Origin of the sequence: Streptomyces sp. NBRC 110035 (assembly GCF_000829695.1) — a bacterium.
In the GTDB taxonomy this organism is placed as follows: Bacteria; Actinomycetota; Actinomycetes; order Streptomycetales; family Streptomycetaceae; genus Streptomyces.
Genome location: NZ_BBNN01000021.1, coordinates 94008 through 116796 on the forward strand (window position 1 = coordinate 94008; position 22789 = coordinate 116796).

General features: G+C 72.0%; 17 protein-coding genes. 6 read left to right on the forward strand and 11 right to left on the reverse strand.

The window, feature by feature from the left end; all coding sequences use genetic code 11:
- The first annotated feature begins 424 nt into the window (after positions 1-424).
- Together cimA and TU30_RS11110 are read left to right on the forward strand one after the other, a co-directional pair.
- Positions 425-2029, forward strand: a complete 1605-nt coding sequence (gene cimA, locus TU30_RS11105) for a citramalate synthase (protein ID WP_042167957.1) — start codon at positions 425-427, stop codon at positions 2027-2029.
- Between the two features lie 149 nt (positions 2030-2178).
- The gene (locus tag TU30_RS11110; RefSeq protein ID WP_042167959.1) at positions 2179-3510 is read left to right on the forward strand and encodes a hypothetical protein; all 1332 of its coding nucleotides are present in this window, start codon (positions 2179-2181) and stop codon (positions 3508-3510) included.
- A 435-nt stretch (positions 3511-3945) separates the two neighbouring features.
- On the opposite strand, the gene TU30_RS11115 is transcribed toward TU30_RS11110, so the two are convergent.
- The gene (locus TU30_RS11115) at positions 3946-4551 is read right to left on the reverse strand and encodes a YceI family protein (RefSeq protein ID WP_042167961.1); all 606 of its coding nucleotides are present in this window, start codon (positions 4549-4551) and stop codon (positions 3946-3948) included.
- A gap of 137 nt (positions 4552-4688) precedes the next feature.
- Between TU30_RS11115 and TU30_RS11120 the strand changes: the two genes are divergently transcribed.
- Entirely contained in the window at positions 4689-5978 is a 1290-nt protein-coding gene (locus TU30_RS11120) for a glycosyltransferase (RefSeq protein WP_042168311.1), read from the forward strand.
- A 51-nt stretch (positions 5979-6029) separates the two neighbouring features.
- Here TU30_RS11120 and TU30_RS11125 read toward each other — a convergent pair whose 3' ends face one another.
- Positions 6030-6920, reverse strand: coding sequence for a DMT family transporter (locus TU30_RS11125; protein WP_052479776.1), 891 nt, complete (start codon positions 6918-6920; stop codon positions 6030-6032).
- Positions 6921-6941: 21 nt separating this feature from the next.
- On the reverse strand, positions 6942-8441 hold the full coding sequence (gene hpnR, locus TU30_RS11130) for a hopanoid C-3 methylase HpnR (RefSeq protein ID WP_042167963.1): 1500 nt from the start codon (positions 8439-8441) through the stop codon (positions 6942-6944).
- 299 nt (positions 8442-8740) lie between these two features.
- Between hpnR and TU30_RS11135 the strand changes: the two genes are divergently transcribed.
- The 3 genes from TU30_RS11135 (at position 8741) to TU30_RS11145 (ending at position 11697) form a co-directional block, all read left to right on the forward strand.
- Complete coding sequence (locus TU30_RS11135) at positions 8741-9610, forward strand: SDR family oxidoreductase (RefSeq protein WP_052479778.1); 870 nt, start codon at positions 8741-8743, stop codon at positions 9608-9610.
- Positions 9611-9831: 221 nt separating this feature from the next.
- Positions 9832-11415: an acyl-CoA carboxylase subunit beta gene (locus TU30_RS11140; RefSeq protein ID WP_042167965.1), complete on the forward strand. Its 1584-nt coding sequence runs from the start codon at positions 9832-9834 to the stop codon at positions 11413-11415.
- An 87-nt stretch (positions 11416-11502) separates the two neighbouring features.
- A complete protein-coding gene (locus TU30_RS11145) occupies positions 11503-11697 on the forward strand; it encodes an acyl-CoA carboxylase subunit epsilon (protein ID WP_042167967.1) in 195 nt (64 codons plus the stop codon).
- A 180-nt stretch (positions 11698-11877) separates the two neighbouring features.
- Here the strand turns inward: TU30_RS11145 and TU30_RS11150 are convergent, their stop codons facing one another.
- The 8 genes from TU30_RS11150 to TU30_RS11185 all read right to left on the reverse strand — a co-directional run bounded on the left by TU30_RS11150 (position 11878) and on the right by TU30_RS11185 (position 22579).
- On the reverse strand, positions 11878-12459 hold the full coding sequence (locus tag TU30_RS11150; RefSeq protein WP_042167969.1) for an ATP/GTP-binding protein: 582 nt from the start codon (positions 12457-12459) through the stop codon (positions 11878-11880).
- Entirely contained in the window at positions 12440-13012 is a 573-nt protein-coding gene (locus TU30_RS11155) for a DUF742 domain-containing protein (protein ID WP_042167971.1), read from the reverse strand. The genes TU30_RS11150 and TU30_RS11155 overlap by 20 nt, the downstream gene beginning before the upstream one ends.
- A 95-nt stretch (positions 13013-13107) precedes the next feature.
- Complete coding sequence (locus TU30_RS11160) at positions 13108-13521, reverse strand: roadblock/LC7 domain-containing protein (RefSeq protein ID WP_042168317.1); 414 nt, start codon at positions 13519-13521, stop codon at positions 13108-13110.
- A gap of 10 nt (positions 13522-13531) precedes the next feature.
- A complete protein-coding gene (locus TU30_RS11165) occupies positions 13532-16855 on the reverse strand; it encodes a nitrate- and nitrite sensing domain-containing protein (protein WP_042167974.1) in 3324 nt (1107 codons plus the stop codon).
- Positions 16856-17229: 374 nt separating this feature from the next.
- Positions 17230-17820, reverse strand: a complete 591-nt coding sequence (locus TU30_RS11170) for an ATP/GTP-binding protein (protein ID WP_042167976.1) — start codon at positions 17818-17820, stop codon at positions 17230-17232.
- The gene (locus tag TU30_RS11175) at positions 17801-18196 is read right to left on the reverse strand and encodes a DUF742 domain-containing protein (protein WP_042167979.1); all 396 of its coding nucleotides are present in this window, start codon (positions 18194-18196) and stop codon (positions 17801-17803) included. Before TU30_RS11175 ends, TU30_RS11170 begins: the two co-directional genes overlap by 20 nt.
- A 111-nt stretch (positions 18197-18307) precedes the next feature.
- Positions 18308-18721 carry a roadblock/LC7 domain-containing protein gene (locus TU30_RS11180; protein ID WP_005479910.1) on the reverse strand — a complete coding sequence of 138 codons (414 nt, stop codon included), beginning with the start codon at positions 18719-18721 and terminating at the stop codon, positions 18308-18310.
- Between the two features lie 9 nt (positions 18722-18730).
- Positions 18731-22579 carry a nitrate- and nitrite sensing domain-containing protein gene (locus TU30_RS11185; protein WP_042167986.1) on the reverse strand — a complete coding sequence of 1283 codons (3849 nt, stop codon included), beginning with the start codon at positions 22577-22579 and terminating at the stop codon, positions 18731-18733.
- Between the last annotated feature and the right edge of the window lie 210 nt (positions 22580-22789).

Consider the following 22789-nt stretch of genomic DNA (forward strand, 5'->3'; position numbering starts at 1 on the left):
CCCGCCGCCCCCGCTTTCCCGGTCCCGGGCCCGCCGCCCCCGCTTTCCCGGTCCCGGGCCCGCCGCCCCCGCTTTCCCGGTCCCGGGCCGCCGGTCGCCGCGGCCGGACACCGCGGGCCGGACACCCAGCGCCCGCATCCTGAGACGGACGGTGATCGCGGGACCGCTCTGTGCCAGACTTCCCCCGTGCTCTCGTTCGCCACGATTATTGGCAGCAGGCGCGCCGGTCCGCAGTGACCGCACGTACGACAACGTACGGGCGGACACCGTCGTCCTCGACCCGCGCGCAGACCTCTCGCACCCGCGAGGGGTTTTTCTGTTTCCTGGCCCACCTCAAGCCGGGGACCGGGCGCGAGGGACCATGGGGGGCGGTGGAACCGGTCATTCCGGTAGACCGAGATCCGACATCAGGAGCCTTCAGACCATGACCGCAACCAGCGAGCCCGACGACTCGTTCCACGTCTTCGACACCACCCTGCGCGACGGTGCCCAGCGTGAGGGCATCAACCTCACCGTCGCCGACAAGCTGGCCATCGCACGGCACCTGGACGACTTCGGCGTGGGTTTCATCGAAGGCGGCTGGCCCGGCGCGAACCCGCGCGACACCGAGTTCTTCGCCCGCGCCCAGCAGGAGATCGACTTCCGGCACGCCCAGCTGGTCGCCTTCGGCGCCACCCGCCGAGCCGGCACCACCGCCGAGAAGGACCCGCAGGTCAGGGCGCTCCTCGCCTCCGGTGCGCAGGTCGTCACGCTGGTCGCCAAGTCCCACGACCGCCATGTCGAACTCGCCCTGCGCACCACCCTGGACGAGAACCTGGCGATGGTCCGTGACACCGTGGCCTTCCTCAAGGCCGAGGGGCGCCGGGTCTTCGTCGACTGCGAGCACTTCTTCGACGGCTACCGCGCCAACCCCGAGTACGCCAAGTCCGTCGTCCGCGCCGCCGCCGAGGCCGGCGCCGACGTCGTCGTCCTGTGCGACACCAACGGCGGCATGCTCCCCGCGCAGATCCAGGCCGTCGTCGCCACGGTGCTCGCCGACACCGGCGCCCGGCTCGGCATCCACGCCCAGGACGACACCGGGTGCGCGGTCGCCAACACCCTCGCCGCGGTCGACGCGGGCGCCACCCACGTGCAGTGCACGGCCAACGGCTACGGCGAGCGCGTCGGCAACGCCAACCTGTTCCCGGTGGTGGCCGCGCTGGAACTCAAGTACGACCGGCAGGTCCTGCCCGAGGGGCGGCTGAGGGAGATGACGCGCATCTCGCACGCCATCGCCGAGGTGGTCAACCTGACCCCCTCCACCCACCAGCCCTACGTGGGCGTCTCCGCCTTCGCCCACAAGGCCGGCCTGCACGCCTCCGCGATCAAGGTCGACCCCGACCTGTACCAGCACATCGACCCCGAGCAGGTAGGCAACACCATGCGGATGCTGGTGTCCGACATGGCCGGCCGCGCCTCCATCGAGCTCAAGGGCAAGGAGCTCGGCGTCGACCTCGGCGACGACCGCGAACTGGTCGGCCGGGTCGTGGAGCGGGTCAAGGAACACGAGCTCAGGGGCTACACCTACGAAGCCGCCGACGCGAGCTTCGAACTCCTGCTGCGCACGGAGGCCGAGGGCAGGCCGCTGAAGTACTTCGACGTCGAGTCCTGGCGCGCCATCGTCGAGGACCGCCCCGACGGCACCCACGCCAACGAGGCCACGGTGAAGCTGTGGGCCAAGGGCGAGCGCATCGTCGCCACCGCGGAGGGCAACGGCCCGGTCAACGCCCTGGACCGGTCCCTGCGCGTCGCCCTGGAGCGGATCTACCCGCAGCTCGCCAAACTGGAGCTCGTCGACTACAAGGTCCGCATCCTCGAGGGCAAGCACGGCACCCAGTCCACCACCCGGGTCCTGATCTCCACGTCCGACGGTGCGGGGGAGTGGTCGACGGTGGGCGTCGCGGACAACGTCATCGCCGCGTCCTGGCAGGCGCTGGAGGACGCGTACACGTACGGCCTGCTGCGCGCCGGGGTCGAACCGGCGGCCTGATGGCGACGGGTCCGGTCCGGCAGGGACGGCCCGTGCGGCGTGCGGTGCCGCGTGGTGATGCGCGGGCCGTACGGGGCGCGCGGGCCGTACGGGAAATCCCTGCCGGACCGGATGTCCGTTTCCGGCCCGGTTCGGGTAGCTTCGAACATATGAAGGACGCGCTGACGCGTACCCTCGTACGCCTGCTGATCGTGCCGGTGGCCGCCGTTCTGGCGGTCCTGATGGCCGGGGCGCCGGGCGCGCACGCGGCCACCGACCTCTCGACCGTGGCCCAGGCCCTGCGCGAGAGCCCCGTCTACGTCGATCCCGAGGCGACCGGCATCCTGTCCGAGTCGGACGCCGAGGCCCTCGCGGACAAGATCGAGGAGGCGGACAAACCCGTCTTCGTCGCGGTTCTCCCGGCCGGATACCCCACCGAGAACCTCTTCCAGAACCTGCGTACCGAGACCGGGATCACCGGTCTGTACGGCGTCCGCCTCGGTGACGAGTTCGACGCACGCGCCGACAGCAGCGTGCTGAGCCGTCAGGGCGTGGAGAACCTGGTCACCTCCGCGCAGGGCGCGGGCGACGCCAAGGCCCAGCTGAACGACTTCGTCGACGACGCCCTGCGCAACCTCGGTGGCTCGGCACCCGCCTCCTGGAACGAGGGCGGCGGCGAGGTGCCGGTCGGCGGGCTGATCACCGTCGGCGCGGTGGTGGCGGTGGGCGGCGCGGGCGCGTACGCCGTGGTCCGCCGCAACCGCAAGCGCCACGAGGAGGAGCAGCGGGCCGCGCTGGAGAAGCTGCGGGTCGTGGTCGACGAGGACATCACCGCGTTCGGCGAGGAGCTCGACCGGCTCGACTTCCATCCCGGCGAGCCCCGCGCCGACGACGCCATGCGCGCGGACTACGAGCGCGCGCTGGACTCCTACGAGCTGTCCAAGCACCTGATGGACGGGGCGGGCAGGCCGGAGGACGTCCGGGCGGTCACCCAGGCCGTGGAGGACGGCCGCTTCGCGCTGGCCGCGCTCGCCGCACGCCGTGAGGGCCGGCCGCTGCCGGAACGCCGTCCGCCCTGCTTCTTCGACCCGCGTCACGGCCCGTCGGTCGCGGACGCCCACTGGACGCCGCCGAGCGGCACCGCGCGGGAGGTGCCGGTGTGCGCCGCCGACCGGGCCCGCCTGGCCGACGGCCTGGAGCCGGTGGTCCGCGAGGTCGACACCGACTTCGGCCGCCGCCCCTACTGGGAGGCGGGACCGGCCTACGGTCCCTGGGCCGGCGGCTACTTCGGCGGTGGCATGCTGCCCGGTCTGCTCGTCGGCACGATGCTCGGCAGCATGATGGCGAGCCCCGCCTACGGTGCCGACTACGGCGCCGGCTACGGCGACTTCGGCGGGTACGGCGGCGGCGACGTCTCCGGTGCCGACTTCGACCCCGGTGACTTCGGCGGTGACTTCGGGGGCGGCGGCTTCGGCGGAGGGGACTTCGGCGGAGGTTTCTGACGCGGACGGCGGCGCAGGGGCGACGGCGGCGCCGTGGGCGGGCGGGTGGCCGCGGGGCCGCGCGCTTCCCGGCCGGTGTCGTGCTTCCGCGAGCAGGGTGAAGGGTGCTCCGCGTCGCCTTCGGCGACGGGCCTGCGGCCCACCCCCGGCCCGGCTCGCTCCGGCACGGGGGAGAAGTGCGCGCGGCTGGAGGGAGCGGTTGGCCCGGGCACGCCCGTGGTGTGGGGTGTGCTGCGTGGCCGGCGGCACGCGGCGGCGCCTTGCCCGCACGCCGGCAGGGCCCGGCGGCTTGCGGTGGGTGGGTGCGGTGGTGCACGCGGTGGGAGCGGGTTCGCGGCCGGGCGCATGGCCCGGCAGGCGCCGGCCCGGACGCCGTGTCGGGCTCCGGACCGCTGCCGTGGTGAACTCAGGTGTCCCCGAGGAGGGCGGCGAAGCTCACGCCTGCTTGATCGCCGAGACGTCGAAGTTCAGCTTGATCTTGTCGGAGACCAGGACGCCGCCCGTTTCCAGGGCCGCGTTCCAGGTCAGGCCCCACTCGGAGCGCAGGATCTCCGCCTTGCCCTCGAAGCCGACGCGCTCGTTGCCGAAGGGGTCCTTCGCGGCGCCGTTGAACTCGAGGTCGATGGTGAGCGGCCGGGTGGTGCCCAGGATGGTCAGGTCGCCGGTGACGCGGTAGTCGTCGCCGCCGAGGGCCTCCGCCTCGGTGGTGCGGAAGGTCATCGTCGGGAACTCGTCCGTCTTGAAGAAGTCCGCGCTCTTCAGGTGGCCGTCACGGTCGGCGTTGCCCGTGTCGATGCTGTCCATCACCACGTCGATGGTGGCCGTGGAGTTGGACGGGTCGGTGCCGTCGAGGTGCAGCGTGCCGGTGAAGTCCTGGAAGCCGCCCTTGACGTTGGTGACCATGGCGTGCCGGGCGACGAAGCCGAACGTGCTGTGCGCGGGATCGATCGTGTACTCGCCGGTCAGTGCGGCCAGGTCCGGGCTGACCGCGGCGGGGGTCGCGGTGGCGGTGTCCTTGTCCTTGCGGCCGAAGACGCCCATGGTGTTCCTCCTGAGAGATCACGTTGAATGTTCAACTAACTCGACGAGGTCTACCGTAGACCCATTCCCTTCAATTTTCAACATCTTTGGTGGGAGCGGCGGGATTGGACCACCGGAACGCGTGGTACCCGCCCCCCGTGCCTTCGGTAGCGGTCCTGGTGGAGCTGTTGCGGCGCGACACGTCGGGCGGCCAGGTGAAGTGCTGGGAGCACTTCGCCCGGAGTGCCGCCCGCCTCCCGGGCCGGGTGCCCGACGACCGTGGCGGCACACCCCTCGACCTGACCCTCTACTTCCTCGGTGAGCGCGAGCGGGTCGAGCCCCTGTCCCCGCACGTCCGGTTCGTCATGCTCCGGCCGGTGCTCAGCTCGGCGGCCGTGCGGTCGGCCGACGACGCGGAGGACGTCTGCGACCTCGCGCCGTACCACCCGCGTCTCGCGGCCCTGCTGCCCCGGCACGACGTCTGGCACCTGACCCACAGCTTCGCCTTCGCCGCCACCGCCGTACGGCTCGACCAGCGTGCCGCCCGGCGCTCCGCCCCCCGGCCCCGGCTCATCGGCTCCGTGCACACCGACGTACCGCTGCTGGCCTCCGTCTACGCCCGCTATCTGGCCGGGCGACTGCTGCCCGGTCGTCATCCGAGGGTGGACGACCTGCTCGCGGGACAGGCCGAGACCGTGCTGCGCCGGCTCCGGGACCGGCTGCTGGACCCCTGCGAACGCGTCCTGGTCCCGACCCCGGAAGCGCGAGCGGAACTCGCCCACACCCTCGGCCCGCACCGGGTCGCCCTGCTGCGCCGGGGCGTCGACCACGACCTCTTCCGGCCCGACCCCACCGCGCGGGCCCGGCTGGTGGGCGAGTACGGCGTACCGGACGGCCGCCCGCTGGTGCTGTTCGCCGGCCGGCTGGACGCCACCAAGGGCGTGCCGCTGCTGGCCGAGAGCATCGGGCTGCTGCGCGCCGGGGGCAGCCCCGCGCACCTGGTCGTGGCGGGTTCGGGCGCCGAGGAGGACACCGTACGCCGCTCGCTCGGCCCGGACGTCACCCTGCTCGGGCCGCTTCCGCAGGACCGGCTGGCACGGGTGTACGCGGGCTGCGACATCTTCGCCTTCCCGTCCCGCACGGAGACCAGCGGCAACGTCGTCGCCGAGGCGATGGCGTGCGGCCTGGCGGTCGTGCTGCCCGAGGGCGCGCACACCACCCGCTGGCTGGCCGCACCGGGCCGGGACGGCATCGTCGTCCCGGCCGACGACCCACGGACCTGGGCGGACGCCCTGCGCCCGCTGACCGACGGCCCCGCCGTACGGGAGGCCGTACGGCGCCGGGCGGTGGCGACGTCCAGGACCTGCCACCCCACCTGGGACCGCGTGCTCGAGGAGGACCTCCTCCCGGTCTGGTCCCGCCCGTGCCTCACGACCGAGCGGGAGTGAGTCCTGGATCCCGCGCGACCCGGGAACGCGCCAAGAAGGTGCCGGGCCCGCTCATGCCGTCCGGTCCCGCCCGTCCCTCCCGCGCCGCCCGTGCAGTGCCATGACCACCGCCGACGTGTCCAGGGCCGCGATGCCCGCCGCCACCAGTGCCAGCCCCGCCACCGTCACCGCCGAGACCGGCCAGCCCGTGCGGACCGTCTCGCCGAAGAGGAGCACGCCCAGGGTCACCGCGACCACCGGCTCCGTCGCGTCGAGGACGGTCATGCTCGCGGCCAGCGGGCCCTGCTGGAAGGCGCTCTGGATGAGCAGCAGGCCGCCCACGCTGGCCGCGACGAGCGCGTAGGTCTGCCAAGCGGTCAGGGCCGTGAGCAGCCCGTGCCGGAGCCGGTCCACCGTCGCGGCCAGCAGGACGGACTGGGTGCCCATCACCGCCCCCGCGGCGAGCGCCGTCGCCGAAGCGCGCCAGGGGCCCGTCAGGACCCGCGCCGTCACGAGCGCGCCGCACACCACGGCCGCGGTCGCACCGACGGCCGTCAGCCAGGACAGCGGGCCGGCCGCCCGCGGGTCGCCGCCGTGCGGGCGGGCGGAGAGCAGGGCCAGGGCCAGGCCCGCCGCGACCGCGAGCGTGCCGAACCACTCCCGCCGGCCCAGCCGCAGCCGGTGCAGCCGTGCCGACAGCGGGACCGCGAAGACCAGTTCGGCGACGATCAGCGGCTGCACCAGACTCAGCGGTCCGAACGCCAGCGCCAGCGACTGGAATCCGTACGCCACCACGGCCAGCCCGATCCCGCACCGCCACAGCGGATCCCGTGCCAGATGAGCCAGCAGCCGTGCGGTGAGCGCCTCCGCGTCCGGCCGGGTGGCCGCCGCCCACTGCTGCACGACCCCCGCGACGGCGAAACAGACACCGGCGGCGAGCGAGGCGAGAACGGCGATCGCCATGACGGAAGGGCCCCGCGCGGGCTAGTCCGGGGTCCGGCCGGTCGGCGCGCCCCCGGTCGCCCCCCGGGTGTGGACGTACAGCCTGCGCCGGTCACCGACGTCGAGGCGCTGGGGGAGCGGCAGCTCGTGGCGCACCGGCCGCGCGTGGTCGGCGAGTTGCCGGCGCGGGTTGTAGACCTGGTGGAACTTCCACAGCATGCGGGCGAAGTTCGTCTGCCCGTGCAACAGGTTGCGGGTGAGCACCCGCGCCGCGCCGAACGCCGTGCGCAGTCCCAGGTGCTTGCGGTTGATGACCGCCTGGGTCCGCACCAGCTCCTCGTAGAAGCGCTCCAGCGGCAGCGTGGTGGGCACCACCGCGTGCTGGATGTCGAAGAGGCGGTAGTCGCGGGTGGTGAGCCGGCGCGACTCGGTGTGCCAGATCTCCGTACCCGGATACGGCGTCATCACCGTGAAGTGCACGATCTCCGGCACGGCCAGCGCGAACTCGCGCACCACACGGAAGCGTTCCTCGTCCCAGGCCGGGTCCACGATCAGATTCACGGCGACCCTGATGCCCAGCCGGCGGGCCGTCTCCAGCGCCTTCAGGTTCTCGTCGGGGCTGACCCGCTTGCGGTACAGGTCGAGCCCTTCGGCGTCGATCGCCTCCATGCCGAGGAACATGTAGCGCAGCCCCAGCCGCGCCCACCGCTCGAACACCTCGGGATGGCGCAGCAGGACGTCGGAGCGCGTCTCCAGGTAGTACCGCTTGCGGATGCCGCGCCGCTCCACCTCGGCGGCGATGGCGTTCCCGTGCTCGGGCCGGATGAAGGCCACGTCGTCCACGATGAACACGTTCGGCTCGCGGATGCTCGCCAGGTCCTCCGCCGCCGCCTCGGGCGAGGCCTTGCGGTAGCTGCGGCCGTAGAACGTCCACGCCGAGCAGAACGAACAGTCCCAGGGGCAGCCGCGGGTGAACTCGACGGAGGCGCACGGGTCGAGCTCGCCGATGAAGTAGCGGCGCCGGTTGCGCATCAGATCACGGGCCGGGAGCGGCCCGTCGATGCTGTGCAGCATCAGTGGCGCGGGTCCGTGCCCGGACGTCGTGACGACGCCCGGCACACCCTCCACCCCGCCGTCGCGCACCGCCTCCAGCAGCGGTGCGACCGCCGGTTCCCCCTCCCCGCGGACCACCGCGTCGACCGCGCCCTTCGCCTGCGCGAGAACCTCCTCGGCGACGAACGAGACACTGTGCCCGCCGAGGAACACGAAGCAGCCCGGCACCTCCCGCTTCACCCGCGCGGCCAGCGCGATCGCCTCGGGGACGTTCGCCAGATAGTTCAGCGAGATGCCCAGTGCCTCCGGGCGGAAGGACCGCACCTCGTCCCGCAGCCGGTTCACGCCCCGCACCTGGAGGTCGACGACCCGGACCTCGTGACCGGCCGCACGGGCGGCGCCCGCCACCCGCTCCAGACCGAGTGGTTCGAGGCGGAGGAAGATCTCGGAGTACATCAGGGCGCTGGGGTGGACGAGCAGCAGACGCATGGTGACCTCGCCACGGGGCCGGACGGACCGGGATACGAAAGGGACGTGCCCCCTTCGTATCCCGGCGGACCGGCCCCGTGCCCGCCCGTACGCCCGGCCGGCCGTATCCCGCGGCACGCAGGAGTGGTCCTGCGGCGCGGCGTACCGGGCGCCGGGAGCCGGGACACCGCCCGCCGACGGGGAACGGCGCGTGTCGCAGCAGGCCGGGCGGACGGGCTCCCGCACTGGCGCGGCGCACCGGGGTGGGGGTGTCCTGGACGACGAGGACCAGCAGCGACAAGCGCATGGGAGACCGACTCGTGACCACCACCGGATCCGGTTCCACCTACGACCCCCCGGCGGGCCCCGAAGGCGGTGCCGCCCGTGCCGTCGTTTTCACCTCCGTGCCGGAGGCGGCGCGCGGTCAGGGGCCGCCGCCCCGCACGGACCGGCGCGTCGCCCTCGTCACCGGCGCGTCCTCGGGCATCGGCGCGGCCACCGCGCGGCGCTTCGCCGCCGAGGGCTGGCAGCTGCTGCTCAGCGGCCAGGACCGGCGACGGCTGGAGCAGACGGCGTCCGGCACCTCGGCGGTCCTCCTGCCCGCCGACCTCGCCGCACCGGAGGGTGCGAAAACGCTGGCGGAGGCCGCGCTGCGGGAGACCGGACGGATCGACGTGCTGGTCGCGGGGGCGGGCATCGGCTGGGCCGGACCGTTCCTGACCATGCCGCACACCGACATCGACCGGGTGCTGTTCCTGGATCTCAGCGCGACGCTGCACCTCGTACGGGAGGTGCTGCCCTCCATGGTGGCGGCCGGCAGCGGCCGGGTGGTGCTCGTCGGCTCGGTGGCCGGCGCCGTGGGCGTACGGGAGGAAGCGGTGTACTCCGCCGCCAAGGCCGGACTCGCCGCCTTCGCCGAGGCGCTCCGGCAGGAACTGCGCGGGACGGGTGTGGGGGTGACGCTCGTCGTGCCCGGCCCCGTCGAGACGGGCTTCTTCGCCCGCCGCGGCAGGCCGTACCATCGTTCCCACCCGCGCCCCACCTCGCCCGGCCGGGTCGCGGGCGCGCTCTGGGACGCCGTCTCCCGGGGCCGCGACGACGCCCACGTCCCCGCCTGGCTCACCCTCCAGCCCCGGGTACGCGCCCTCGCCCCCGGCCTCCACCGCAGACTCCTGAACCGCTTCGGCTGATCCGTGGTCGCGCGTCACTCCCGTGGAGGTACGCGCCGCCGAGGAATGTGGGGCGACTCTCAGGTGACGCCTTTGTGCGACCCCTACAAGCGGAAAGCACTCCGAGCAGTCGGAACGGTTGCATTCCGCCATGGTTCTGTCCGGTGCTACCAGGAAAACACCCCCGAGACTGTGAGGAGTCGACGGCTCGCATTCCCGGGTGGGCTTCGTAAGGTCGCAGCATGACCGTTTTGGATGACGCACCGGGTGAGCCGACCGACGCGCGCGGACGCGTTGCCGAACTGCACGAGATCCGTGCCCAGGCACTGACCGGCCCGAGCGAGAAGGCGACCCGGGCGCAGCACGCCAAGGGCAAGCTGACCGCCCGGGAGCGCATCGAACTGCTGCTGGACCCGGGCTCCTTCCGCGAGGTCGAGCAGCTGCGCCGGCACCGGGCGACCGGGTTCGGTCTGGAGGAGAAGAAGCCGTACACGGACGGTGTGATCACCGGCTGGGGCACGGTGGAGGGCCGCACGGTCTTCGTCTACGCCCACGACTTCCGGATCTTCGGCGGCGCGCTGGGCGAGGCCCACGCCACCAAGATCCACAAGATCATGGACATGGCCATCGCGGCGGGCGCGCCGCTGGTCTCCCTCAACGACGGTGCGGGCGCCCGGATCCAGGAGGGCGTCTCGGCGCTCGCCGGCTACGGCGGCATCTTCCAGCGCAACACCAAGGCGTCCGGTGTCATCCCGCAGATCAGCGTGATGCTCGGCCCGTGCGCGGGCGGCGCGGCCTACAGCCCCGCCCTCACCGACTTCGTGTTCATGGTCCGCGAGACGTCGCAGATGTTCATCACCGGACCGGAGGTCGTCAAGGCGGTCACCGGCGAGGAGATCAGCCAGAACGGCCTGGGCGGCGCGGACGTGCACGCCGAGACCAGCGGCGTCTGCCACTTCGCCTACGACGACGAGGAGACGTGCATCGCCGAGGTGCGCTACCTCCTCTCGCTGCTCCCCCAGAACAACCGCGAGAACCCCCCGAGGACCGAGAACGGCGACCCGGCCGAGCGTCGCAGCGAGGTCCTGCTGGACCTGGTCCCGGCCGACGGCAACCGCCCGTACGACATGACCAAGGTCATCGAGGAGATCGTCGACGACGGCGAGTACCTCGAGGTCCACGAGCGCTGGGCGCGGAACATCGTCTGCGCGCTGGCCCGGATGGACGGCCAGGTCGTCGGCATCGTCGCCAACCAGCCCCAGGCGCTGGCCGGCGTGCTGGACATCGAGGCGTCCGAGAAGGCCGCCCGCTTCGTCCAGATGTGCGACGCCTTCAACATCCCGATCCTCACCTTCCTGGACGTCCCCGGCTTCCTCCCGGGCGTCGACCAGGAACACGGCGGCATCATCCGCCACGGCGCCAAGCTCCTCTACGCCTACTGCAACGCGACGGTCCCCAGGATCTCGCTGATCCTGCGCAAGGCGTACGGCGGCGCCTACATCGTCATGGACAGCCAGTCCATCGGCGCCGACCTCACCTACGCCTGGCCCACCAACGAGATCGCCGTCATGGGCGCGGAGGGTGCGGCCAACGTCATCTTCCGCCGCCGGATCGCCGACGCCCAGGACCCGGACGCCATGCGGGCGCGCATGGTCAAGGAGTACAAGTCCGAGCTGATGCACCCCTACTACGCGGCCGAACGCGGTCTGGTCGACGACGTCATCGACCCCGCCGAGACCCGCGAGGTGCTGATCCGCTCCCTGGCGATGCTGCAGACCAAGCACGCCGACCTGCCCTCCCGCAAACACGGCAACCCGCCGCAGTAGACGGCCGGACCGAGCAACCCGCCCCGGTAACCCGGCGGACCCGCCGCGGCAACCCCGCGGACCTCTCTCCCAGGGAGACTGACACCCATGAGCACACCTGACATCCGCGTCGAGAAGGGCCACGCCGGGCCCGAGGAAGTCGCCGCGATCACCGCGATCCTCCTCGCCCGCGCCGCCGCCCGCCCCGCCCACGACGCCCCGGCCCACCCCGGCCGCGCCAGGGCCGGCTGGCGCCGCCTCGAGCGCGAGCCCGGCTTCCGCGCCCCGCACAGCTGGCGCTGAGCCCACGAGCACGCCCCGCAGGGGGCCCACCCGCCCGGGTGGGCCCCCTGCACGCGTCCGCCCCCCCGGGCGGGGCCGCAGGGCCGCACCACGACACGGAGAACGACACGGGAGAGTCCCCCCACCGGACCGGTGGGGGGACTCTCCCGTGTTCGCCGGCCGTACGGCCCGGCCGCCTTACTACCGCAGGCGCGCCATGAGGGCGTGCTCGACCAGGGTGATCAGCGCGCTCTTGGCGTCCGAGCGGTGCCGGGCGTCGGTGGTGATGATCGGGGCGTCGGGCCCGATCTGCAGGGCCTCACGCACCTCTTCCGGCTGGTAGGGCTGCTGTCCGTCGAAGCCGTTGAGCGCGATGACGAACGGAAGTCCGCTGTTCTCGAAGTAGTCGACGGCCGGGAAGCAGTCGGCGAGCCTCCGCGTGTCGACGAGCACGATCGCGCCGATCGCGCCGCGCACCAGGTCGTCCCACATGAACCAGAAGCGGTCCTGGCCGGGTGTACCGAAGAGGTACAGGATCAGGTCCTGGTCCAGGGTGATACGGCCGAAGTCCATGGCCACCGTCGTGGTGGTCTTGTCCCCGGTGTGGGTGAGGTCGTCGATGCCCGCTGAAGCGGACGTCATCACGGCCTCGGTACGCAGCGGGTTGATCTCCGAGACAGCGCCGACGAACGTGGTCTTGCCCACGCCGAAGCCGCCCGCCACCACGATCTTCGCGGAGGTGGTGGAGCGGGAAGGACCGCCGCTAGAGCTTGCGAAGTCCACTGAGCACCCTTTCGAGCAGTGTCACGTCTGGCTGGCCGCCGGCGCTCTCGTCGCCGCCGGGCTGATGGATGGCGACCAGTCCTGCCTCCGCCAAGTCGGCGACGAGAATCCTGGCCACACCGAGAGGGATGGTCAGCAGGGCCGAGATCTCGGCCACCGACTTGATCTCCCGGCAGAGGTGGCAGATCCGCTGATGCTCGGGCAACTGGCCCTGCATCTGGTGCGGCTGCGCGGTGGTGTGCACCAGCGCCTCGATGGCGAGCTGGTACCGCGGCCTGGTGCGGCCGCCCGTCATGGCGTACGGGCGCACCAGGGGATTGTTCGACGCCCCGGCGGGCGTCGGCTCGGGGGTGCGGCGCTGCGGCTGCACGGGCTGGATGTGCGGCGCATGCGGCTGCTCGTACGGCGAAGGACCGGGGCCCTGCCGCGCGTACGGATGGCCGTGGTCCGGCGAAGAGGGGTAGCCGTACCGGTTCCGGGAACCGTCGTCGTGCCCCTGTGCGGGGTCGTACGACCAGTTGCCCGTAGACGATCCGTCTGGTGGTGTAGCCACTTTTCTCCTCCTCCGGCTGTGCCTGGCATCCATCACGTGGAAGCCGCGTCCCCAGACCTTACGGCCACGGGACGCGAAACCGCACCGTCCGTTTGTCAGTTGAGCAGGCTCCCCTGGAGCTCCGCGCGAAGGTCCGGGGTCAGGACCGTACCGGCACGGTCGACCAGGAGGGCCATCTCGTAGCCGATGAGACCGATGTCCGCATCGGGATGTGCGAGAACGGCGAGTGAGGAACCGTCGGAGATGGACATGAGGAACAGGAACCCCCGCTCCATCTCCACCACCGTCTGGTTCACGCTGCCGCCCTCGAAGATCCGGGAGGCGCCTGCCGTCAGCGACGTCAGCCCGGAGGCCACGGCCGCGAGCTGGTCCGCGCGGTCGCGGGGAAATCCTTCGGACATCGCCAGAAGGAGTCCGTCGGCGGAGACCACCACCGTGTGGGACACCCCCGGGGTGTTGTCCACGAAGTTGGTGATCAACCAGTTCAGGTTCTGTGCCGCCTGGCTCATCGGGCTCACACTAACGCTCCTGGTTGTAGGTGCTGTCAGGACCACTGCGGTGATTCCCGGTGGCCTGGCCGTTCGTTTCACTGCCCGCGTTGCGGCCTCGTTGTACGCCGCGCCGCAGGTTGCTCAGCCTGCCCCGGACGTCCTCCGGGGCGCGGGAGACCTGGGGGCCTCCCTGAGGGGTGGTTTCGGCGGCGCCCTCGACCAGGTTGGCCTTGGGAACACGCCGCGGCAGCCCGGACGGGGTCACCCCGCCCGCCTTGGGCCTCCGCAACGAGGACGCCTGCTGCCAGCGCTCGTCGTTCGACGAACGCCAGGAGCTGTCGCCGTCGCCCTGCTGGGCCGGAGCCGAGGTGGCGGCGGGACCCGGAGCCGGGGGCCCCTGGTGCGCACGCTGCTTGTCACCGGCGCCGCCCGTGGAGGCTCCACGGCGCGGAAGCCCGGCGTCGGTCAGCTCGTGGGAGGCGGAGTCGGCCGGACCCGGACGGTCGAAGCCTACGCTGTCCTGCGCCGTCGCGTCAGCGGCCGGGGCGGACTCCGCCTGGGGGGACGCCGTGGGGTAGCCGTTCCGGTAGCCGTCCTGCTGCGGCCAGTCGTCCTGCGGACGCTGCTCACCGAAGGCCGGGAACTCCCCCGGGCCGGTCCGGCCGCCCGTCGTGCGATCGTCCTGGACCGGCTCCGCGTAGGAGCCGTCCGGGTAACCGCCGTTCGAGGAGAAGGAGTCGTCCCGCGGCAGGTGGGCGCCCGGTGCGTAGTACGACTCGCCGTACGCCTGCTGCTGTCCCTCGTACTGCGCCTGCTGCCCGTTGCCGTACGCCTGCTGGTCGAAACCGGCCTGCTCCTGCTCCGGGTAACCGGCCGGTGCGCCCTCGAAGGTCTGGGAGTCGGTGACATCCTGACCGTCGCCGTAGCCCTGCGGGGAGGCGGCGAACTCGTCGGGGCGGGCGGCCTGTTCGGAGCCGTCCGGCTCGCCGGGCGCCCGCGGGCCGGAGAGTGCGGGCGGCTCGCTCTGCGGATCCAGGGCCGCCCGGCGCTCCTCGCGGGTCAGGGAACGGCCGACCGGGTCCAGGTCGCGGAGGTCGTCCGGGACCTCGTAGCGGCTGTCGTCGAAGCCGAGCTCCGCCGCCGTGCGCAGCTGCTGCTGTTGCTGCCGGCTGAAGTCCTCGCCCGGGTAGGCGTTCTGCTCCGGGATGATCTGGGAGACGGTGAACTCGTCGGGGGCGGGCTGCGTCTCGCCACCGCCACCATGGGCGATCGCGTCCGGCAGCATGACCAGCGAGGTCGTACCGGCCTGCTCGCCCGAGGGGCGCAGCTGGACCCGGATGCCGTGCCGGCCGGACAGCCGGCCGACCACGAACAGACCCATGCGCTGCGAGATCGCGGCGTCCACGGTCGGCGGGTTGGCCAGCTTGTGGTTGATGTCCGCGAAGTCCTCGGCGGTCAGGCCGATGCCCTTGTCGTGGATCTCGATCATCACGCGGCCGTCGGGAAGACGGGTCGCGGTGACAAGGACCTTGGTCTGGGGCGAGGAGAACGTGGTCGCGTTTTCAAGGAGCTCGGCCAGCAGGTGCACGAGGTCGGTCACCGCACGGCCGTGGATCTCGGCCTCGGGGACGCCGGACAACTCGATGCGTTCGTACTGCTCCACCTCGGAGGAGGCGGCGCGCAGCACGTCGACCAGCGGAACCGGCTGGTCCCAGCGGCGGCCCGGCTCCTCACCGGCGAGGACCAGCAGGTTCTCGCCGTTGCGGCGCATGCGGGTGGCCAGGTGGTCCAGCTTGAAGAGGTGCTCCAGCTGGTCCGGGTCGGCCTCGTTGTTCTCCAGGCCGGTGATCAGGGTCAGCTGGCCCTCGATCAGCGACTGGTTGCGGCGCGAGAGGTTGGTGAAGATCGCGTTGATGTTGCCCCGCAGCAGAGCCTGCTCGGAGGCGAGCCGTACGGCCTCGCGGTGGACCTGGTCGAAGGCACGGGCGACCTCGCCGATCTCGTCCGTGGAGTTGATCGGGATCGGAGCGACCCGGGTGTCGACCCGGCCGGGGTCGGTACGGGAGAGCTGGTCGACCAGCATCGGCAGCCGCTGCTCGGCGATGCCGAAGGCGGCGTTGCGCAGCTGGCGCATGGAGCGGCTCATCTGGCGGGCCACCATGCCGGCCAGGACGAACGCGGCGAGCAGGGCGATCACGACGGCGCCACCGGTGACGAAGGCGTCGCGCTGCGCGTCACTGGCGATGGCGGCCGAGTCCTCCACCGCGGTGTCGGCGAGGTCCGCCTCGATCTCGCGGTAGCCGTCGAACTTGAGGGTGTTGACCGCCCAGTAGTTCTCGGCGGTGATGCCGCGGCCGGCCATCTCGGTGCGGGCGGCCGGGTCCGTGGTATTGAGCCGCGCGACCTCGGTGACCAGCGTGACCGGTTCCTCGGGCGGCGGCACGTAGTCCGGGTCCGAGGCGGAGTTCTCCCTGGCCAGGGCCGCGCCGTCGGCCTCGATGTCCTTACGGGTCTGCGCCAGGTTGTTGACGTCGGTCTCGGTGCCGCCACCCGTGTACTCCTGGACGGCGATGCCCTCGAGGTAGGCGTAGGACGAGAGCGCGACGCGCTGGCTGGCGAGCTGGCTGTCGGTGGGACCGGGCTTCACCAGCAGATGCGTACCGATGGACCGCTGCAGCGACACCGCCGCCTTGGACAGCGAGATCGCGTAGACCGTACGGCCGTAACTGGTGATGTTGCCGGTGCCCAGACCGAGTTCGTTGGCGAACTGCATCAGAGGGTTGGCCACCCGGACGTAGCCCTCCTCGGTCTCCACCCCCTTGAGCTCGGAGGTGTACGCGGCTTCGCGCAGCTGCGCGAGTCCGGGTTCGGCCTCGCGCAGCAGCTCCAGCCGGCGCTGCAGGCCGGGCTTGTCCGGCATGGACTGGGCCGCGGCGTCGAAGTCGTCGGCGGCCTGGTCCGTCGCGGCACGCGCCTTGACGACGGTCGGGTCGTCCTGGCCCTCGCCCTGCAGCAGTGGAGCCGCGGTGAGGTCACGCTCCAGATAGAGGGCGTCGGCGTACGTGAGGGAGGCCCGCACCAGACGGGCGGTGTTCTCGGCGTCCTCGGCCTCCTGCCAGGTGTCGATCGAGCCCTTCACCTGGAAGCCGCCCATGACGAGGCCGACCAGCACGGGTATGAGCAGGATCGCGTTCAGCCTGGTGGCCACCCGCCAGTTGCGGGGGGAGAGGCGGCCGCCGCTCGGGGCGGGCGCGGCCGTCGGTTCCGTGTCGTGCACGGGGGCCGCTGCGCGCGGCGGCGGGGTGAAGTTGCCCCGGGCCGACGGCTCGGGACTTCGCGGGCTTCGCCTCACTCGACCAACAACCTCTCAGCGGGTCGGCACCAACGTCGTGCCGCAGTGTCTCAGAGCCCGGCGGGCCAACGACTGCTGAGTGCGTCTTTGACCAAAGGGCAGTCCAGGCATTCCAGCATGCCGACCAGTTCTCTTCCAAACAACGGAAGGGAAGGTTCCGGCGTGATGTAAACCGCAGATAAAACGGTCAAAAAGAGTGAGCCCCATCAAATGACGGGGCGGTCGTGCGCGCAGCGGTACGGATCGAACGCGTCGCGTGGCGACCCCGGCCGATTCCTCTCCCGAAACGTTATGAACACCGGGGCCGGCCGTGTCCAAGGACACAGCAGGCCCCGGCATATCTACGGCACCTGCCGTACGGCCCGGCCGCCTTACTACCGCAGGCGCGCCATGAGGGCGTGCTCGACCAGGGTGATCAGCGCGCTCTTGGCGTCCGAGCGGTGCCGGGCGTCGGTGGTGATGATCGGGGCGTCGGGCCCGATCTGCAGGGCCTCACGCACCTCTTCCGGCTGGTAGGGCTGCTGTCCGTCGAAGCCGTTGAGGGCGACGACGAACGGAAGTCCGCTGTTCTCGAAGTAGTCGACGGCCGGGAAGCAGTCGGCCAGCCGGCGGGTGTCCACCAGGACGACCGCGCCGATCGCGCCGCGCACCAGGTCGTCCCACATGAACCAGAAGCGGTCCTGGCCGGGTGTACCGAAGAGGTACAGGATCAGGTCCTGGTCCAGGGTGATACGGCCGAAGTCCATGGCCACCGTCGTGGTGGTCTTGCCTCCGGTGTGCGTGAGGTCGTCGATGCCCGCGCTGGCGGAGGTCATCACGGCCTCGGTACGCAGGGGGTTGATCTCCGACACGGCACCGACGAACGTGGTCTTGCCCACGCCGAAGCCGCCCGCCACCACGATCTTCGCGGAGGTGGTGGAACGGCTTTCGGAGACCGTCCCGCCGCTAGAGCTTGCGAAGTCCACTGAGCACCCTTTCGAGCAGTGTCACGTCCGGTGCGCCGGTGGTCTCGTCGCCACCCGGCTGGTGGATGGCGACGAGACCCGCCTCCGCGAGGTCTGCCACCAGGATCCGGGCCACGCCCAGCGGCATGTTCAGGAGCGCCGAGACCTCGGCGACCGACTTCACCTCACGGGTCAGATGGCAGATGCGCTGGTGCTCCGGCAGGAGCCCCATGAGCGCTGCCGGATCGGCCGTCGTACTGATCAGTGCCTCGATGGCGAGCTGATAGCGCGGCCTGGTCCGGCCACCGGTCATCGCATAGGGACGGACCAGTGGCTGGTCGCCCTCGTCCTCGTACGGCTCCGCGTACGGATCATGAGAGGCGGTGGGCGGGGTCATGGATCCTCCGGGCGGGACAGCAAGTCGGTCGGTCAAGCCGTCTGACGGGGCCGGTGGGGGGAATGTGGCGGCCGGACGGTGATTTGGTGAGACGGGTGGTGCCGGGGCCGATCAGTGGAGCAGACTTCCCTGTAGCTCAGCCCGCAGGTCCGGGGTGAGGACCGCTCCCGCGCGGTCGACCAGGAGTGCCATCTCGTAGCCGACGAGGCCGATGTCGCACTCGGGGTGAGCCAGGACGGCCAGGGACGAACCGTCCGAGACGGACATGAGGAAGAGGAAACCCCGCTCCATCTCGACGACCGTCTGTGCGACGTCGCCGCCTTCGAAGATGCGGGAGGCGCCGGCGGTCAGGGAGGTCAGTCCCGATGCCACGGCCGCGAGCTGGTCCGCGCGGTCGCGGGGAAATCCTTCGGACATCGCCAGAAGGAGTCCGTCGGCGGACACGACGACGGTGTGGGACACCCCGGGGGTGTTGTCCACGAAGTTGGTGATCAACCAGTTGAGGTTCTGTGCCGCCTGGCTCATCGGGCTCAACTAACGCTCCTGCTGGTGAGTGGGTCGGGGGAAGCTGCCGGTCTGGGTGGACGAACCGGCCTGACGACCCTGTGCGATACCTCGACGGAGATTGGTCAGCCGGCCGCGCACGTCATCGGGCGCACGGGAGACCTGCGGACCGCTCTGGTGGGACTGCTGCTGAGCCGTGCCCGGGACGAGGTTCGCCTTGGGCACCCGGCGTGGCAGGCCTGAGGTGGTGACGCCGCCCGCGGCCGGCTGCCGGACGCGTTCGGCCTGCCGGACCAGCTCGTCGTTGGGCGAGCTGCGCCAGGTGGTGGCAGCGGACCGCTGCGGGCCGGTGGGCCCCTGCGGCGGCTGCGGTGACTGCTGTTGCGGCTGCTGCGGCTGCTGCTGGGCCGGAGCCGGGGGATTGCCCTGCTCCTCCTCCCGGGCACCATGGAACCAGTTGGTCTCCAGGGTGTCGTACAGCGGGGTGCGCCCGTCGCCGGGACCGGACGCCGGCGGCAGTGCCCAGGCGTCGCTCTGCCCGCGGCCGTTGTCGGGCCGCTGCGGGGCGGCTCCCTGTTCCAGCTGGGGACGGTCCGGACGCTGCTGCGGGGCCGCGGGACGCCGGCTGCCCTGGCCGCCCTCCTGCGTCCCGTTCGTCCGGGGACGCTCGAACTGGCCGGTGGAGGCCGGGTCCGCGAGGTTCGGGCGCTCCGGGGCGGGGTACCGCGCGGGAGCGCCGTCGCCCTGGCCCTGCTGGGCCGGGTACTGACCGGTGGAACCGTTGTCGTACGAGCCGTTGCCGTAGGCCTTGGCGTCATAGCCCTGCTGGCCCGGGAACTGGCCGGTGTGGGAGGGGTTCTGACCGTTGCCCTGTCCGTTGTAGAGGTCCGCCGGGGCGCCGTAGAGGTCACCGCGGACGAACTGGTCCGGGTCCTGGGCGCCGTCCGCACCGGGCCGGCCGTACTGACCGGTGTGCTGCGGGGCGTCGCCGCCGGGAGCGCCGTGACGGGGAGCGCCGGAGCCCTGCCGGTCGTCGAACCTGGGCATCTCGGCCGTCGCGCCGACACCGTGCTGGTCGTCGAACCGCGGCATGGCGTTCGTCCGGGCGGCGTCCGGCTCGTCGTGGCCGCGCGGGGCGTCCAGCGGTGCCCGGGGCACCGGCGGCTGGGCGTTCTCGTCGCCCCAGCTCGGCACCCGCGGCTGCTGGTCGCCGGGCAGCTCGGCGCGCGGACCGTTGTCGCGCGGGGGCAGCTGCGGCCGACGGCCGCGCTCGGCGTTGCCGTTGCCCCGCTGCTGGGGCATGTCGCCCCGGCCGCCACCGAACAGGTCCTGGCCCTGTGCACCGCCCTGACCCGGGGACTGCATCCCCTGCGGGGCACCCGGAGCCTGGCCGCCGTAGCCGGCACCCGCGCCGGCCGGGGCCGGACGGCCCTGTGACGGAGCGCCGCCCTGCTCGAACAGCGAGGGAGCGGACGACCTGCCCGGCTGGCCCTGCTGGCCGCGCGCCCCTCCCGGGGCACCCGGCCGGCCCTGGCCGTCCCGTCCGGGCAGGGCCGCCCGCGGACCCTGGCCCGCGCCGAGCAGACCACCGCCGGACTGACCGGCACCGAGGGAGCCGCCGCCCGACTGACCGCCGCCGGCGGCCCGGCGGGCCGCCGCGGCACCGGCCGCGGCCTGCGCGGCCGCGGGACCGCCGCCACCCGGCTGGCCGGGCTTGCCCTGGGGCTTCTTGCCACCCTGGGCGACATCCACGGGCAGCATGACCAGCGCGGTCGTACCACCGGAGTCGGACGGGCGGAGCTGGATGCGGATGCCGTGCCGCTGCGACAGCCGGCCGACCACGAACAGACCCATGCGGCGGGAGACGGAGACGTCCACGGTGGGCGGCGAGGCGAGCCGCTCGTTGATCGCGGCCAGGTCCTCCGGCGACAGACCGATACCGGTGTCGTGGATCTCGATCAGCACCCGGCCGTCGGGCAGCGCGTGCCCGGTGACCTTGACCTTGGTCTGCGGGGAGGAGAACGACGTCGCGTTCTCCAGCAGCTCGGCGAGCAGGTGGACGAGGTCGTTGACGACCCGGCCGGCCACTTCGGTGCCCGGCACGGAGGCCAGTTCGATGCGCTCGTACTGCTCCACCTCGGAGGCGGCGGCACGGAGCACGTCGACCAGCGGGACCGGGCGGGTCCACCGTCGTCCGGGCTCCTCACCCGCGAGAACCAGCAGGTTCTCACCGTTGCGGCGCATACGGGTGGCGAGGTGGTCCAGCTTGAACAGCGAGGACAGCTGGTCCGGGTCGGCCTCGCGGGACTCCAGTTCGGAGATCAGCGACAGCTGGCGCTGGATCAGACCCTGGGAGCGGCGCGAGAGGTTGGTGAACATCGCGTTGACGTTGCCCCGCAGCAGGGCCTGCTCGGCGGCGAGGCGGACCGCCTCGCGGTGCACGTCGTCGAAGGCCGCGGCCACACGGCCGATCTCGTCCCGGGAGTGCACACCGACCGACTCCACGGACGTGTCGACGTCCTGCGGGTCGGCCTCGGACAGCTGCTTGACCAGCTCGGGCAGACGTTCCTGGGCGACCTTGGTCGCGGTGTCCTCGAGGCGGCGCAGCGAGCGGATCATGGAGCGGGCCACGACGAAGGCGCCGACCAGCGAGACACCGAGCACGATCAGGATCAGCGCACCGGAGATGATCGCGTCGCGCTCGGTGGCGCTGCGCAGCTCACGGGCCTTCTGTTCCATCTCCTCGAGCAGCGTGTGCTCGACGTTCTTCATCTGCTGGAGCTTGGTGGAGCTGTCGTCCAGCCAGTCCCGGTAGGACCGCTTGTCCATCGACTCCAGGCCGCCGGCCGACACCAGGGCACGGCTCGCGTACTTGTCGGTGGCCTGGATGGTGGCGTTGCCGTCCTCGATGGGCAGCAGCAGCTCGGTGGCCGGGTCCTCGCCGTAGATGCTCTTGAAGCTGCGCACCTCGGACTTCTGGCTCTCCAGCGCGGACTCGGCGTAGAGCCGGTCGTTCTCGGCGAGGTCGCCGAAGCTGGTGTTGTTGGCGGGCAGGGCCGCCGCGAGGACCGCGCGCTGGATCGACGCGTACTCCTTGGCGGCGGAGAAGGCCCCCAGGGCGCGTGTGCGCTGGATCATCTCGGAGTTGCTGGTCGCCTCGGCCATGTCCTGGGAGAGGCCGATCAGATTCTCGATCAGACGGTGGTAGGCCTCGACGGTCTGGGTGGAGTTGCCCTCCGCCACGTAGGCCGTGTTGCGGATCTTCTCGAGGTCGCCCAGGTCGCCGGCGAGCTGGACAAGGTTGTCGCGGACACCGGTGAGATTGCCGTCCCGGCTGGCGTTGTTGATCTCCTCGGAGCTGTCGAGGAAGTTCTTCCGGGCGCGGTCGGTCTTCTCGCGGTGGCCCTTGACCCCGAAGTCGGTGGCCTTGCCGCCGTGCGCCAGCGGGCCGGCCGACTGGTCGCGCTCCTCCTGGAGCGCGGCGGCGAGCTCGGTGGCCTGCTGGGTCATGTCGGTCAGCAGCTTCATGTTGTCGAGCTGCTGGATGTCGTCCATCGACTGGTTGATACGCAGGGCGCCCAGCGAGGTGGCCGCGACCACCGGGAGCGCGAGCAGCGACACCAGTCGGGTGGAGATCCGCCAGTTGCGCAGGGCTATGCGCGGCCCCGGGCCGGTGGGGTTCTTCGGAGGCTTCGACGGGGCCGGGGGAGCACCCTCCGCTCCCGCGGACTTGGCGCCGGGGCGGTCGCCGCCTTCACCGTTCACGGCCGGGCCCTGGTTCTGGGCGTGCTGGGGCGAGGAGCCGACGGCCATGGGGCCATTCCCGCCGTGCTCCGGCTCCGCCGAAGCGCTGCCATCCCTCTTGAAACGTCCCTGCACTAGCGTCGCAACCTCTGGACCAGGCGCCCCTCCGCGTGAACGGCGGGACACGGTGTCGGCGCCATAGGGGCGCCCTGAATACGCCCCCGTGGCGGTCGTGAGTGACCGGCGCGGGTTCCCCCTTGCTCACCGCCACGGCGGCGCGTTCGCGCGCCCCTTGTGCGCCGGATCGGAATCTGCGGCGGTCGCTGGAATTCCAGCACAGTGCGG

Coding starts and splice junctions, on each gene's coding strand:
- TU30_RS11115 (WP_042167961.1), bottom strand. CDS start 4,551: ATGGGCGTCTTCGGCCGCAAGGACAAGGACACCGCCACCGCGACCCCC.
- TU30_RS11145 (WP_042167967.1), top strand. CDS start 11,503: ATGAGCACACCTGACATCCGCGTCGAGAAGGGCCACGCCGGGCCCGAG.
- TU30_RS11175 (WP_042167979.1), bottom strand. CDS start 18,196: ATGACCCCGCCCACCGCCTCTCATGATCCGTACGCGGAGCCGTACGAG.
- hpnR (WP_042167963.1), bottom strand. CDS start 8,441: ATGCGTCTGCTGCTCGTCCACCCCAGCGCCCTGATGTACTCCGAGATC.
- TU30_RS11110 (WP_042167959.1), top strand. CDS start 2,179: ATGAAGGACGCGCTGACGCGTACCCTCGTACGCCTGCTGATCGTGCCG.
- TU30_RS11180 (WP_005479910.1), bottom strand. CDS start 18,721: ATGAGCCAGGCGGCACAGAACCTCAACTGGTTGATCACCAACTTCGTG.
- TU30_RS11160 (WP_042168317.1), bottom strand. CDS start 13,521: ATGAGCCAGGCGGCACAGAACCTGAACTGGTTGATCACCAACTTCGTG.
- cimA (WP_042167957.1), top strand. CDS start 425: ATGACCGCAACCAGCGAGCCCGACGACTCGTTCCACGTCTTCGACACC.
- TU30_RS11140 (WP_042167965.1), top strand. CDS start 9,832: ATGACCGTTTTGGATGACGCACCGGGTGAGCCGACCGACGCGCGCGGA.
- TU30_RS11125 (WP_052479776.1), bottom strand. CDS start 6,920: ATGGCGATCGCCGTTCTCGCCTCGCTCGCCGCCGGTGTCTGTTTCGCC.